The sequence below is a fragment of the Wolbachia endosymbiont (group A) of Anoplius nigerrimus genome, from assembly GCF_947251795.1.
GTDB lineage: Bacteria > Pseudomonadota > Alphaproteobacteria > Rickettsiales > Anaplasmataceae > Wolbachia.
The window spans coordinates 673981-687691 of the sequence record NZ_OX366385.1 but is presented as its reverse complement, the minus strand read 5'-3'; the positions used below and the strand labels follow the sequence as shown (position 1 = coordinate 687691).

Annotated in this window: 13 protein-coding genes, 1 tRNA gene and 1 pseudogene; 6 read left to right on the top strand and 9 right to left on the bottom strand. The window is 36.2% G+C overall.

Going from position 1 to position 13711, the window contains the following annotated elements; all coding sequences use genetic code 11:
- Positions 1–341: 341 nt before the first annotated feature.
- The 5 genes and pseudogenes from OPR26_RS03675 to OPR26_RS03655 all read left to right on the top strand — a co-directional run bounded on the left by OPR26_RS03675 (position 342) and on the right by OPR26_RS03655 (position 6169).
- Entirely contained in the window at positions 342–1430 is a 1089-nt protein-coding gene (locus tag OPR26_RS03675; RefSeq protein WP_265015484.1) for a hypothetical protein, read from the top strand.
- A gap of 278 nt (positions 1431–1708) precedes the next feature.
- Positions 1709–3415, top strand: coding sequence for an arginine--tRNA ligase (gene argS / locus OPR26_RS03670; RefSeq protein WP_265015483.1), 1707 nt, complete (start codon positions 1709–1711; stop codon positions 3413–3415).
- An 84-nt stretch (positions 3416–3499) separates the two neighbouring features.
- Positions 3500–4465 (top strand): ankyrin repeat domain-containing protein, encoded by a 966-nt coding sequence (locus OPR26_RS03665; protein WP_265015482.1) that lies wholly within the window; start codon positions 3500–3502, stop codon positions 4463–4465.
- A complete protein-coding gene (locus OPR26_RS03660; protein WP_265015481.1) occupies positions 4465–5121 on the top strand; it encodes an ankyrin repeat domain-containing protein in 657 nt (218 codons plus the stop codon). The genes OPR26_RS03665 and OPR26_RS03660 overlap by 1 nt, the downstream gene beginning before the upstream one ends.
- A 204-nt stretch (positions 5122–5325) precedes the next feature.
- Positions 5326–6169, top strand: a pseudogene (locus tag OPR26_RS03655) (Rpn family recombination-promoting nuclease/putative transposase).
- Positions 6170–6356: 187 nt separating this feature from the next.
- Here the strand turns inward: OPR26_RS03655 and OPR26_RS03650 are convergent.
- The 8 genes from OPR26_RS03650 to rpsD form a co-directional block, all read right to left on the bottom strand.
- A complete protein-coding gene (locus tag OPR26_RS03650; protein ID WP_265015480.1) occupies positions 6357–7463 on the bottom strand; it encodes an FtsW/RodA/SpoVE family cell cycle protein in 1107 nt (368 codons plus the stop codon).
- The gene (ubiE, locus tag OPR26_RS03645) at positions 7460–8176 is read right to left on the bottom strand and encodes a bifunctional demethylmenaquinone methyltransferase/2-methoxy-6-polyprenyl-1,4-benzoquinol methylase UbiE (protein ID WP_253302416.1); all 717 of its coding nucleotides are present in this window, start codon (positions 8174–8176) and stop codon (positions 7460–7462) included. Before ubiE ends, OPR26_RS03650 begins: the two co-directional genes overlap by 4 nt.
- Positions 8177–8230: 54 nt before the next feature.
- A complete protein-coding gene (lipA, locus tag OPR26_RS03640; RefSeq protein ID WP_265015479.1) occupies positions 8231–9094 on the bottom strand; it encodes a lipoyl synthase in 864 nt (287 codons plus the stop codon).
- Complete coding sequence (rpmB, locus tag OPR26_RS03635) at positions 9087–9401, bottom strand: 50S ribosomal protein L28 (RefSeq protein ID WP_006279619.1); 315 nt, start codon at positions 9399–9401, stop codon at positions 9087–9089. The genes lipA and rpmB overlap by 8 nt, the downstream gene beginning before the upstream one ends.
- Before the next feature lie 37 nt (positions 9402–9438).
- Entirely contained in the window at positions 9439–9780 is a 342-nt protein-coding gene (locus OPR26_RS03630) for a DUF721 domain-containing protein (protein ID WP_096616965.1), read from the bottom strand.
- A 744-nt stretch (positions 9781–10524) separates the two neighbouring features.
- Positions 10525–10725: a Fe-S cluster assembly protein IscX gene (iscX, locus tag OPR26_RS03620; RefSeq protein ID WP_265015478.1), complete on the bottom strand. Its 201-nt coding sequence runs from the start codon at positions 10723–10725 to the stop codon at positions 10525–10527.
- A gap of 30 nt (positions 10726–10755) precedes the next feature.
- Positions 10756–10842, bottom strand: a tRNA-Leu gene (locus tag OPR26_RS03615).
- A 9-nt stretch (positions 10843–10851) separates the two neighbouring features.
- Positions 10852–11466 carry a 30S ribosomal protein S4 gene (gene rpsD, locus OPR26_RS03610; RefSeq protein ID WP_265016282.1) on the bottom strand — a complete coding sequence of 205 codons (615 nt, stop codon included), beginning with the start codon at positions 11464–11466 and terminating at the stop codon, positions 10852–10854.
- Positions 11467–11571: 105 nt separating this feature from the next.
- Between rpsD and tkt the strand changes: the two genes are divergently transcribed.
- Positions 11572–13539 (top strand): transketolase, encoded by a 1968-nt coding sequence (gene tkt / locus OPR26_RS03605; RefSeq protein WP_265015477.1) that lies wholly within the window; start codon positions 11572–11574, stop codon positions 13537–13539.
- A 15-nt stretch (positions 13540–13554) separates the two neighbouring features.
- Here tkt and OPR26_RS03600 read toward each other — a convergent pair whose 3' ends face one another.
- A complete protein-coding gene (locus OPR26_RS03600) occupies positions 13555–13710 on the bottom strand; it encodes a hypothetical protein (protein ID WP_265015476.1) in 156 nt (51 codons plus the stop codon).
- Position 13711 lies beyond the last annotated feature (1 nt).

Here is a 13711-nt window from a genome sequence, read left to right as displayed (position 1 = left end):
AAATTTTTAATCATTTTAATTTATAATAATGTAATAGTATTTTTTAGAGGATTATTATGACCCATAATTTTTTCATCTTCATGCACTCCTGTAGATACAGCTTGCATAACGGTAAACTTATGGGCAGCTGTGAAAACAATTCTTCATGTGTGATGCGTGTGTAGAAGTAATAAACTCTTCTGTGTTAGATTTAAAAGAGGTTAAAACCTATTTTTCTGTCCATCAGTACCAGAGGGTGCTGTTGATATTATATCAAAGTAATGAAGTGTGTACATTGTCAGTACACACTTTCACTTTATGGTTAATTTTTTAATAATCTCATTTACCAATGGAGGTACTTTATGCTAGTAAAAAATCTTTCTTGTCCGAATCAGGAAAATACAAATTATATGTATCGGTTGCCATTTAATACGTGCTGTACCAGTGATACATTAGGAATTAATTTTATTATAGATCCGTGTGATGATACTGCCAATAGGGGTAAGGTGATCTATAATAAATGTGGTAAAGATCTTAAGTGCGAAATTGATGATGAAACTAAGAATGAATTGAAGAAAAATATTAAGAATGAACTAGAAAAAGATCTTAAGTGCGAAATTGATGATGAGACTAAGAATGAATTGAAGAAAAATATTAAGAATGAACTAGAAAAAGATCTTAAGTGCGAAATTGATGATGAGACTAAGAATGAATTGAAGAAAAATATTAAGGATGAACTAGAAAAAGATCTTAAGTGTAAATGTATTGAAGAAGAAATTACTGAGGAAATTACTAAAGAAGTTGACGAGAGTGGGTGTAATCGAAGGGGATGTGAGAATGCTAGAGAAGATGGTGAATATGTTAATGTAGGTAGTGATGCTAAGCTTTACATAAGAAAAGCATTGGATAAATTTTATCCTGACTTAAGCGCAGAAATTATTGACAAAATTAAAGCTGGGGATTATTATGTAGAACAATTTGGTATAAAAGTAACTAACTGTGATAAGAATGGCACAGACTCCGGTTATATCACTAGTAGAGGAAGTATGGATTCACGGTGCGTTACTATTCCTCCGAGTGATCTTTGCAAAGAATCTTATGATATACGGCAAGATGTTGAAGGTGATTGGTATGAGAATTGTAAAAATCATATTTTTGATGATGAGGCTCATGTAGTAAGCGCAAAAGTATATTACAAAGGTGGAAGCATTGACAAAAATAAGCCAGTGGTAGTGCTTTCTCAAAATCAACCACTGATTATTGCTGACAAGAAAACGCATAAACTTGTAAAAAAAGATGGGATAATAAGTGATAAAACACTTGATGAATGCAAAGAATTTTTTGATAGTGATAAAAGAATAACTAGTTGTGCAGAAGAAAAAGGAGATTGTGAAGTTTGCAAAGAAACAATTTGGGATTTTCAGGATGTAGTACCAGCGTTTTTTATATAAGGGAATCAAGATCTTGCATAACCATATGAAAAACCAATAGCCCATTCTTCTTTGTCATTCCAGCGTTACGCGTTGGAATGACAGAGCTATAGGTGTCATCCAAGTAGCTGACACGGAGCAACACGTCATACCACCGCGGCCGCTAACGAGTAGCGGAATGACAGTTCTTCAAATTGTCGGTAAACCTAAGTCACTTTAGCTATAGATTACATCAGATAACTCTTCAACTAGCCCCACTTATTCGCTATACTGCTACAAGTCTTATAGCTTTTTAGTTAATGAACATTTTCAAGCAGGTTTCCTCTCTAATTTCCAGCAAATTAAATGAGTTGAAGCAAAGGGGTGTCATAAATACAAGTGCGGCAAATTTTATTGTAGAGCCTCCAAGCAATAGAGCACATGGTGATATCTATACAAATGTTGCTATGGTGCTTGCAAAGCATGAAAAGAAGAATTCAGTCGAGATTGCAGGGATGTTAGCAAGAGAATTTAAACCTTTTGATGAAGTTGCAACAGTGGAAATAGCAGGCCCTGGTTTCATCAACATGCACTTAAAAATAGAAGTGTGGCATGGAATTTTAAAACAAATAAATGAGCTAAAAACAGAGTTTGGCACCCTAGATATAGGGAACAATCAGGCCATCAATGTTGAGTTTGTATCTGCAAATCCAACTGGTCCACTGCATATTGGTCATGCAAGAGGGGCAGTATTTGGTGACGTTCTGGCAAACTTGCTAAAAAAAGTTGGTTATAAAGTCACTAAGGAATACTATATTAATGATGCTGGAGCGCAGATAGATACACTAATAAAGTCAGTATATTTGCGATATAAAGAAGCTCTGGGAGAAAAAATCAGCATCGAAAAAGGTTTATACCCAGGTGAATATTTAAAACCGATAGGGAATGGGCTGGCCAAAAAATATGGCAAGGAGCTTCTAGAAAAGCAAGATAATCAGGTGATTAGGGAATATACTTTAAGTTCTATCTTAGAACTTATAAAGGAAGACATGAACTTACTTGGAGTAAATCATGATGTTTTTACTTCAGAGTATGAGCTACAAAAAAGTGGCAAAATCGAAGAGAGTATAAAGATATTGTCTGACAAGGGTTTGGTGTATGAAGGGTATCTGGAAAAACCAAAGGGTAAAGAAAATGAAAATTGGACTTCCAGAAAAGAAATGTTATTTCGCTCTACAAAATTTGGCGATGATGTTGACCGCGCATTGAAGAAAGAGGACGGCAGTTGGACTTATTTTGCCTCGGATATTGCTTACCATTTTGATAAGATATCGCGTGGTTTTAACAATATGATCGTAGAGCTTGGTAGTGACCACGGCGGTTATGTCAAAAGACTCAAAGCAGTCGTCTCTGCGCTAAGTGATGATCAAGCAAAAATAGAGGTAAAACTGCATAATATTGTGAATTTTTTTGAGAACGGCAAACCTGTTAAGATGTCCAAAAGATCAGGAAACTTCCTCACAGCAAGAGATGTAGTGGAAGAAGTTGGCAGGGACATAACTCGTTTTATAATGTTAACACGCAAGAATGATATGGTCTTGGACTTTGATTTTGCTAAAGTTAAAGAACAATCAAAAGACAACCCTATTTTTTACGTGCAATATGCGCATGCTCGTGCTCACTCATTAATGCGTAATGCTCCAAAAGAGCTCCCAACAGCAGATCCTTCACTTTTAAAGACCGATGGGGAGATATTCCTCATAAAAACCTTAGCAAAGTGGCCAGATGTAGTAGAAACTGCAGCAAGGCTTTATGAGCCACACAGAATTACTTTCTACTTACTTGAAGTTGCAGAAGCGTTTCACGTTTTATGGGGATATGGCAAAAGTGATTTAAACATGCGGTTCATACTGGAAGACAACTTAAACCTCACCGCTGCAAGAATGTTTCTCGTACAAGCCTTAGCGCACGTCATTGCTTCTGGACTTTCCATCTTTAATATAGAACCTTTGGAAGAGATGAGTTGACTTTTTTGCCATAATACATGATAATTAAAATATTATTGAAGTAGGGATAAAATTATGACAATGAACTATGAGCAGTGGAAAAGAATGTTAAGCGCAGTTGATAAGGAGGAAGGCTTAAGTAAGGATAACGTAATTGAAAGGATAAAAGAGAGATTAGAAGCAGAAGGTAAAGGTGAATATGAAAAGTGGGGAAAAGCTGATTTTAATGTAAATCACCTATTTGAAACTGATGATACATTGCCTTCATGGTTTTCATGTGATAAACTTACGTTATTGCATTCAGCTGCTCGCAATAACCTAGGAAATGTGGCAGATGTCCTATCAAAAGTAGAAGGAATTGATGTTAATGCAGCTGCAAAAAATCCTGAATATACCCCTTTGCATATAGCCGCTCTTCATAACAGCGAAAAAGCAGCAGGTGCTCTGTTAAAAGCAAAAGAAATTGATGTCAATGCTGCAACATTCTTTTTACCTCCTTTACATTTAGCTATTAGTTTTTACAGCCATAAGATAGTAGAAGTTCTATGTAAGGAAAGACCAGATATTATCAATGCAAAAAATAAGGATGGCTACACTCCTTTACATGAGGCTATCTCTTCATCCAATGAACAAGCCATATGTATTTTGCTAAAAAATGGAGCAGATGTTAATGTAGTAGATGAATGTAGAAATACTCCTTTACATGAGGCTGCTTGCAAAAGCAACACAGATATATTGAATATTCTCATAAGAAATGGAGCAAGTATCGATGAAGTAAACAAGTTTGGAAATACTCCTTTACATCAAGCTGTTAATCACAAATGTGAAAAGGTAGTAAACATTCTAATAGAAAACGGAGCAAATGTTAATGCAATAGGGAGAGGTGGTTATGCTCCTTTATATTTGGCTGTTGAGAATAATCATGTGGGAATAGTGAATTCTTTATTAAAGAGAGAAGACATAAAGGTTAATATAATGGACGGCGACACTCCTCTATATAAGGCTGCTTCCAAGGGTTACATAAAGGTGGTAGATACTCTATTAAAAGCAAAAGGAATCAATGTTAAGTAATGAATAGGGACGGCGACACTCCTTTATATGAGGCTGTTTTCAATGGTCACATAGAGGTGGTAGATGCTCTATTAAAAGCAGAAGGAATTAATGTTAATGCAGTACATAGATGGGGATATACTTCTTTGCATTACGCTGCCTCCTATGGTCACAAAAAGATGGTAGATACTCTATTAAAAGCAGAAGGAATCAATATTAATGCAGTACATAAACCATATTTGTGGACTCCTTTACATTTGGCTGCTAAAAATGGCCATATAGATATAGTACGAGCTCTAGTAGAAAAAGGAATAGACCTTTTACTGAAGGATCAAAATGGTAAGACTCCAAGAGACTTAGCTAAAAATGATGATATGAAGGAGCTTCTCAAGGAAGCAGAAGAAACCCAATTGAGACAGCTAGCAATTAAACGAGCAACTAAAAACGGTATTATTGCCGGCTGTTTAACTGCATTATTAGGTGCTGCAGCAGCAGTAGCACTTTTTGCAACTGGAACGGTTGCAATTGAGTTAATACCTATAGTAATAGCAGTTGTTGCAGTTACGGTGGCAGCACTAGCAGTTGGTGGTATCACATACATGATGTTAAAACCTAGTACTGAAATGGATGAAGTGGAAGAAGAACAAGGCATAACTGGGGATGAGCGGAAAGTTTGATCTGCTGGATTCCAGTGTCAGCTACTTTCATGACATCATCCTTTTTTCTGGATCCCAGTATCGGCTACTTGGATAACAGCTAGCCTGACAACCGTTATCCCGCTACGTGTTAGCGCCCGCGGCGGTATAGCTATACTTAAAAATATGGTTGAATAGTTGTTAATAATAGTGTACAATTATTAATCTTTTCTCAGTATTTTTACTATGGCTCTTTCTAAATTTCTCGATCCAAAGTTAGATTTAACATTTAAGAAAATCTTTGGCACTGAAAAAAATAAGAATATTCTTATCCACTTTTTGAACGATATTTTAGGATGTACTGAAGTCAATACTATACAAGAAGTAGAATTCTTAAGCACCATTATGGACCCTGAAATTGCTTCTGATAAACAAAGCATTGTTGATGTTCTTTGCAGGGATTCTAGTGGGAACAGGTATATAATTGAGATGCAGCTCACTCGTGATAAAGGCTTTGAAAAACGTGCACAACTTTATGCTGCTAAGGCTTACTCAAGACAAGCTGATAAATCTGGTAAATACGTTGATTTAAAGAAGATTTTCTTTATCGCGATTTCAAATTGCACCTTATTCCCTGATAAGCTTGACTATATATCTAGCCATACCATAAGAGATGAGAAAACTAATGAGCATGACTTAAAAGATTTTCAATTTATCTTCATAGAGCTGCCAAAATTTCCTAAGAGTAGAGAAGAACAACTAGAAAGTGTAGTAGACCGTTGGCTATTTTTTTTCAAATATGCAGATGAAACAACGGACGAAGATCTCAGAAAAATCACCAATAATAAAGCTAGCATATGATGAATTAGATAAGTTTCACTGGAATGAAAAAGATCTAGTAGCTTATGAAGAAAGAATAATGGATCTGCGCAAAGAAGAAGCCATTCTTGAATGCAGACTTGATCTTGCTAAAGAGGAAGGTAGAAAAGAAAGGGAAATTGAAGTTGCAAAAAATCTACTTAAAGCAGGGGTTTCTATTGATATCATAGCTCAAACTACTGGTCTTTCCATGAAAGAATTGCAGAATTAAGTGTGAACGGTTACGAAAAATATAAGTTTTTGCGATAAACGACATAGTGATGTATTTGTTGTTCAGCATGTCAGTGGAATATTTTCTGAAAAATTTCCACATAACTCTTTCAGATTTCATAATATCTCTTGCCACTCATCTGGACAGATACCTATTTTGGAGGGATACCAATAATAGTTGTGAGCGGCTAGTCCACAAGCATAACACGCTCACGAAACTTTAATGCGATAGCTTGATTTCTACTGAAAGACAGCATTATGCCAAGTGCGATGCTTGAAGATAAAAGAGAAGAACCACCATAGCTAAGTAGTGGCAGGGTTATGCCGGTGGTTGGAAAAACACTCAATGTTACCCCTATGTTTATTATGAATTGTGTGATGAATTGAATTGAGATACCGAGAATCACCAACAGATTGAATAATTCATTTTCCCTATATGCAACATAAAGCAAGCGGGCGGAAATGATGCCAAATAACATCAATGTGGCTAAGCACGTAATCAAACCAAATTCTTCTGCTAAAACAGAAAACACAAAATCTGTATAACAATCAGGAAGAGAGGTTTTTACGCTACCTTCACCAGGGCCGACACCAGTTAATTGACCTCTTTTGAATGCTTCTAATGATTTTGTGACTTGAAAGTTATCGCGCTGCGTAAAAAAGACAAAATTGTAAATCCTTTGCTTTATATGTGGGAGGCATAAGTAAGCTATTGTAGTTCCAGTTGTGGCCATTCCTATTATGCATAGAAAGTATAAAAGTGGTATACATGCAATAAACATTTGACCAATAAAAGAATATGTTAGAAGCATGGACATACTGAAATCAGGTTGCAAAAGTAACAACACAAAAACTAACAGAAATATTATGATTGATATGTGCATTTTAAACTTCATTCCGCTGGCTAAGATACTAGCTATAACAACAGAAAAAAATGGCCTTACAAACTCAGATGGTTGAACTGAAATTTTGACAATATGTAACCATCGTTTCGCACCTTTTACCTCTATACCAAGTATTATCGCAGCTGCCACTAAAATAGTAAATAAAATGAAACCTGCGAATGAGAGGTTAAGTATAGTTCTTGTGTTGAGAAAAGAAAATGTCACCAGGGTAATTAGTGACAGGACTATATAAATTGTATGGCGCCGTATAAAATAATCTTGTGGTAAAGAAAGACGCTGCGCAATTACAGGGCTTGCTGAATAAACAAGAATGAAGCTTATAGTGAGCAAAAAAAACACTGGAAGGATGAGATAATAATCCAGCATTCTATACCAGAATTTAATATTCATTTTGTTCCAATGTGTAATGCCACTATTCCATAGCTCATATTATGAAACTCAACATTCTTAAAGCCTACCTCTTCAATTTCCATTTTAAAATCAGCCTGAGTTGGAAACTCTCTAATGCTCTTCACTAAATATTCATAAGAACTCTTGTCTTTAGCAACTATGCTGCCAATTTTAGGAATTACTTTAAATGAATATAAGTCATAAAGTTTGGTAAATATCTCATTTTGATAGTGCATAGGGGCAAATTCTAAGCAGATAAATTTTCCATGTGGTTTTAATACCCTGTGCGCCTCATTTAAAGCCTTCTTGCGGTCAGAAACGTTTCGAATGCCAAAAGCTATTGTGCAATAATCAAATTCGGAGTCTTCAAATGGTAAACTTTCTGCATTCGCACATACCCAATCAAAATTAATTTGGTTTGAATTTATAGCTTTATCACGTCCTCTGCTTAGCATATTTTGATTTATGTCACATACTGTAACCTTAGCACTTGGCTCTTTTCTTACTATTCTTATTGCTATATCTCCAGTTCCTCCAGCAACATCTAAAATCTTAGAGTTTTTTGTAAAATGCACACTATTTACCATCTTGTCTTTCCATAATCTGTGCATTCCGAGGCTCATTATATCATTCATGGTGTCGTAGCGACTTGCCACGGAATCGAATACCTTTTTAACTAATTGTGATTTCTTCTCGATTTTTATAGTAGACATTACGTAAAGTTGCTCAACTCCTTTATAATTAGTAAAAATTAATTTGAATTAACATCAGCGGCAGGCCTTGAGCCTGTTAAAATCTTCTTCAGCGTGGTATGATGACCTAGTCAGTGGGCTTGATGCAACCACTAGGAACCCTTTGGAGTAAGCAACGTATTTATAATGCTCAAATTCCTCTGGGGTAACATACCTATCAAGTTTTGCATGTTTTGGAGTTGGTTGTAGATATTGACCAATTGTAATAAAATCAACCTCAGCACTGCGCAAATCGTCCATAACCTGAAGTATTTCCTCTTTTGTTTCTCCAAGACCAACCATAAGCCCTGACTTTGTGAAAACTTTAGGATTAATCTGCTTTACCATCTTCAGTAAATATAGTGAATGAAAATAGCGAGCTCGTGGTCTTATTTTTGCATACAATCTCGGCACTGTTTCAATATTGTGGTTATAGACATCAGGTGATGCAACAGCAATTGCTTCAAATGCTCCTTTCTTATTTAAAAAATCAGGAGTTAAAATCTCTATTGTTGTTTCTGAAGTTATCTTTCTAATTTCTTCTATGCACTGTATAAACTGATTTGCGCCACCATCTGGTAAATCATCACGATCAACAGAAGTAATGACAACATGTTTTAAGTTTAACTTTTTTATCGCTTTTGCTAAATTTTCTGGCTCATGAGGGTCTAGTTTATCAGGAATGCCAGTTGCAACGTTGCAAAATGCACAAGCACGAGTACAAACAGAACCAAGAATCATCACAGTAGCATGACGTTTATTCCAACATTCACCAATATTTGGACATGCAGCTTCTTCACATACCGTATGTAAGTTATGCAGTTTAACGATGTTTAAGGTTTCATTGAATACTTTACCAGTTGGAGCTTTCGCTCTGAGCCATGGAGGCTTACTATGCATCTGAAACGGCTAACTCTACCTCTTGCTTTACTAAAACTTTTTTCAACCTTCTTTTTATCTTCTGCGCTTTCTCACTTAGTTTAATCGTTCTTGTGTTGAGCAAAAAAGCATCTAAATCACCTTTGTAATCTATAGTTCTCAAAGTTCTTGTTGCTACACGAAATCTAAACTTTTTATTCAATATATCACTTGTCAACGTAACCTTATGTAAGTTTAAAAGAAAGGTACGCTTTGTTTTACGATTCGAATGTGATACCTTATTACCAAAAGATTTTTTTCTATTTGTTAATTCACAAACTCTACTCACTTCAATATACCAAATTATTCTATGTACTTAGATTACCTTATATAGTCAAATAGTCAATACTCTCTTGCTTAATTTTTATACCATATACTGCTTTATAACCAAAAAATATCGTAATTTTTTCTATTATAAGAGAAATCATATGCTGAATTTCCAATGCTTTACTGCCATTTGTTACTACCAGATGCAACACACCAGAATTTACATTCTGTGCATATGAGATCTTTTTCGGTTTTGTACACTCTGCTATTTCTTTCCCTACTATATTTCGCCAGTTTAAAATCAGACGTATTTCATTTTTACTAATCTTATTTTTCATGCATTTTAATGCATAGTTTTCAATTATAGACTTTAATTTTTTTGGACCGCTGTGTTTGAGCATTTTTCTGTTTTGTTTCTAGTATAACTAAATAAGTAAGGTTTACCACTACATTGGATTTCTTAAAGCCCTGTCATTCCAGTGCGTACTGCACGAACATTGTAATTTGAGTCCACCAGGGAGGATGTCATCCCAGTGCTCAGACACATAGCTGTACGAACATTCATTTTTGAAGACAGCAAATGGTGTCATTCCAGTCTGGAATCCAGAAATTTTGCTTATAACTGAGCTGATGAGCTAAAGGTAGTTGTCTTACGCTAAAATAAACGTTTTTAATTAAGTTGCATAGAACCAGTGTCTGGGCACTGCCCCACTGGTGGCCCAAACTACAAACGTTCGTACAGTTGTGTGCTCAGACACTGGGATCCAGAGAAATTGATTGTGCACTATACAACATTTTCGATCAAAAGCTGGATGCCAGTGTCAAGCACTGGCATGACACCATTTGCTGTGTTTAACAAAAATAAATGTTCGTACAGTTGTGTAGCTGACACTGGGATGACAACCTTCTAACTGCTTTACAAACCTCTAGCCTCACACCATAAAAGCAGTATTTTTATGTAAAATTTATCTCAACGTAGCACTTAGTCGTTCCATTCAAAAATTTTTGTTTTGCCTCATAATTAACCTTATAGCTGTTTTAATTGTAATTGGTTAAATTATTATTAACTTGCTAGGCTAGATCCAAAAAATAGCATAATCAATATGCAAATTGTAATAGAAATCACGTTTGCGTATGGTTTATTGCTATGCGGTTAATCTTTCCTCAATCCAAGCTGCTTGAATAGCTTCGAGTATTTTTTCGTTACAGCGTTTTTCATCATCATCAAATTCCTCTAAACTCAAGACCTTTTTTTTAAGCTCAGCGAATCTGATATTAATTATATTCTCATCTGGAAATTTTTCCTCCAGAGCTTCTACAATATCTTCTATATCAAGCCATTTCATACTTTTTTGTATTTATCTGCTAAGTTAAATTGGTGCCCATGGGGAGACTTGAACTCCCAAGGTCGCAAAACCCACGGATTTTAAGTCCGCTGCGTCTACCGATTCCGCCACACGGGCTTTTTTTATCTATCTAGAGTAAAACTCTACTACTAAATTGACTTCCATGTCTGCTGAATAAGGAACCTCAGAATATTGAGGTGACCTCAAATACTTCACTGAATGCTCTTTACTATCTGTCTCTAAATAATCCGGAGCCTTGCGCTCTTGTTTTTGTTCAGCCTCTACTACTACAGGAATTTTTGTTGCCCTTTCTCTTATTTTTATTATATCACCTGGCTTCACTCGATAACTCGATATGTTAACCACCTTATCATTAACTGTAACGTGCTTATGAGATATGAGCTGCTTTGCTGAGTAAATTGTTGGAACAAGACCAGAGTGGTATAAAACAGAACTTAATCTCGATTCTAAGATACCGATAAAATTATTAGCCGTATAACCCTTTCTGTTATAAGCATCTAAAAATGTACGTCTGAGCTGCTTACTTGAAATCGCATAGTAAAACTTAAATTTCTTATGCGCAGCAAACTGCTTACCAAAGTCGGATAACTTCTTGAATCCAAGAATACCATGTTGACCTGGAGGGTATTTCCTTTTGTTTACTGGGTCTTTAGCTCTACCCCATAAATTTACACCAAGTCTACGGCTAATCCTATACTTTCTAATGATAACAGTTGTCATATAAAAACTCTCACGATTTAACTTTAGATTATTAAGGATTTTAGCACTCAGTGTCAACTTGTTTTTGCTGGTATAATCTTTTATACTTCATTTTTAAGTTTTTCTATGAATCATCTACCTTTGGAATCTATGGCAAACGCCATCCGTTTTTTATCAATTGATGCAGTACAAAAAGCAAACTCTGGACACCCAGGTATGCCACTTGGCATGGCAGATGTTGCAACTGTTTTGTTTGCTAAATATCTGAATCATAATCCTGATGATTCTAAATGGTTCAATAGAGATCGCTTTGTTTTATCAAACGGTCATGGGTCAATGTTACTATACTCAATATTATATTTGACAGGTTATATTAGCATAGATGAGCTAAAAAACTTCAGGCAAATGGGATCCAAGACCCCAGGTCATCCAGAGTTCGGCTTGACTCCTGGGGTAGAGGCAACAACAGGCCCGCTCGGTCAGGGGTTTGCCGCTGCTGTTGGTATGGCGCTTGCTGAATCAATCCTTAAAAAGCAATTCAGAATCAATCACTACACTTACGTGATGCTAGGGGATGGCTGTCTTATGGAAGGAATAAGCCATGAAGCAGCATCACTTGCTGGGCATCTTAAATTGAATAAATTAATAGCCCTTTTCGATGACAATGATATTTCTATAGATGGCGCTACTTGCCTTTCCTGCTCTGATGATATAGAGAAACGCTTCTTAGCGTATGGATGGAATGTTGACAAAATTGATGGCCATGATTTTGATGCCATATCCCTTGCAATAGAGCAAGCAAAAAAGTCTGATAAACCTACAATGATCTGCTGCAAAACCATTATCGGAAAATTTTCAAGCCGTGCTGGCACATCCTCTGCTCACAGTGGTGCTTTTTCAGAGGAAGACATCAAACAGATGAGAGAGAAATTAAACTGGAATTATGAACCATTCCATGTATCAGAAGATGTGAAAAACGCCTGGAAGAAAACTGTTGAGAGAGCAAGGCAAAATTACAGTTCGGTGTCCTTGACTAGTGAGAATAAAGAACTTCACAGAAGACTCAATAAGCGTTTGCCGGATAATATCGCTGGTGTTTTAGCTGACCTGAAGAAACAAATATGTGAGCTAATGCCAAACGAAGCTACACGTTCTTCTTTCGGCAGAGTAATGGAACTTTTAACACAACATATGCCGGAATTAATCGGCGGTTCTGCTGATCTTACTGGGTCAAATTGCACTAAATATAAGCACATGCAGGTAATAGATAGTAATAATTATAGTGGTTCTTATGTCCACTATGGAGTGAGAGAGCACGCTATGGCAGCTTGTATGAATGGTATGGCACTTCACGGCGCGATTCTTCCTTATGGTGGCACTTTTTTGGTATTTTCCGACTATTGCCGCCCTGCTATACGTCTTTCAGCTTTGATGAAGCAGCAGGTTATATATGTAATGACTCATGATTCAATTGGAGTAGGAGAAGATGGCCCAACTCACCAACCAATAGAGCATTTAGCTTCTTTGCGTGCTATACCAAATTTGTATGTTTTTAGGCCAGCCGATGCAGTTGAAACTCTAGAGTGTATTAGCATTGCACTCGAAAAGAAAGAATCTCCAGCACTGTTTGCGCTCTCAAGGCAAAACGTAAGTTACATGCGCAAGTTCTACTCTGATATCGATCAATCTGCTAATCTATCGAAGTTTGGTGCACATATTTTGTGTGAATGTTCAAAAGAATTAAAAGTGACAATATTTGCTACGGGGTCCGAGGTTGAAATTGCAGTTGAAGCAAGGGAGAAATTGCAGGAAAAAGGCATAGGTACAAGGGTTGTTTCTATGCCATGCTGGAGGCTTTTTGACGAGCAAAGTGATGAATATAAAGCGGCGATATTAAATAATGACAGCATCAAAGTTGCAATTGAAGCTGGAAGTGAAATGGGTTGGCATAAATATATAGGTTCAAACGGTATATTTATTGGCATGAAAAGCTTTGGAGAATCAGCACCTTATAAAACACTCTATGAGCATTTTAATATCAGTGCTGATCACGTAGTAAAATGTGTGTGTGAGAAACTGGTTTACATTGAGTAGACTTCTTGCATTACTCTACACATCCGTGTTCGTTGGACTATAATGACCACCACTATTATCTTCTTCGTCTAATGAATCGAGTTTAAGTAAAGAAACATCAGCATCAGTTTGTGATGTAGATTCATCAATTTTTTCTTCGTTAGACCCAAACAACCAGTTGTCTAAGAGCATG

Excerpts from the sequence above, each read along its gene's own strand:
- iscX (WP_265015478.1), bottom strand. The coding sequence starts at position 10,725 with ATGAAATGGCTTGATATAGAAGATATTGTAGAAGCTCTGGAGGAAAAA.
- OPR26_RS03630 (WP_096616965.1), bottom strand. The coding sequence starts at position 9,780 with ATGCTCAAACACAGCGGTCCAAAAAAATTAAAGTCTATAATTGAAAAC.
- OPR26_RS03650 (WP_265015480.1), bottom strand. The coding sequence starts at position 7,463 with ATGAATATTAAATTCTGGTATAGAATGCTGGATTATTATCTCATCCTT.
- tkt (WP_265015477.1), top strand. The coding sequence starts at position 11,572 with ATGAATCATCTACCTTTGGAATCTATGGCAAACGCCATCCGTTTTTTA.
- OPR26_RS03665 (WP_265015482.1), top strand. The coding sequence starts at position 3,500 with ATGTTAAGCGCAGTTGATAAGGAGGAAGGCTTAAGTAAGGATAACGTA.
- argS (WP_265015483.1), top strand. The coding sequence starts at position 1,709 with ATGAACATTTTCAAGCAGGTTTCCTCTCTAATTTCCAGCAAATTAAAT.
- ubiE (WP_253302416.1), bottom strand. The coding sequence starts at position 8,176 with ATGTCTACTATAAAAATCGAGAAGAAATCACAATTAGTTAAAAAGGTA.
- lipA (WP_265015479.1), bottom strand. The coding sequence starts at position 9,094 with ATGCATAGTAAGCCTCCATGGCTCAGAGCGAAAGCTCCAACTGGTAAA.
- OPR26_RS03675 (WP_265015484.1), top strand. The coding sequence starts at position 342 with ATGCTAGTAAAAAATCTTTCTTGTCCGAATCAGGAAAATACAAATTAT.
- rpsD (WP_265016282.1), bottom strand. The coding sequence starts at position 11,466 with ATGACAACTGTTATCATTAGAAAGTATAGGATTAGCCGTAGACTTGGT.
- OPR26_RS03600 (WP_265015476.1), bottom strand. The coding sequence starts at position 13,710 with ATGCTCTTAGACAACTGGTTGTTTGGGTCTAACGAAGAAAAAATTGAT.
- OPR26_RS03660 (WP_265015481.1), top strand. The coding sequence starts at position 4,465 with ATGAATAGGGACGGCGACACTCCTTTATATGAGGCTGTTTTCAATGGT.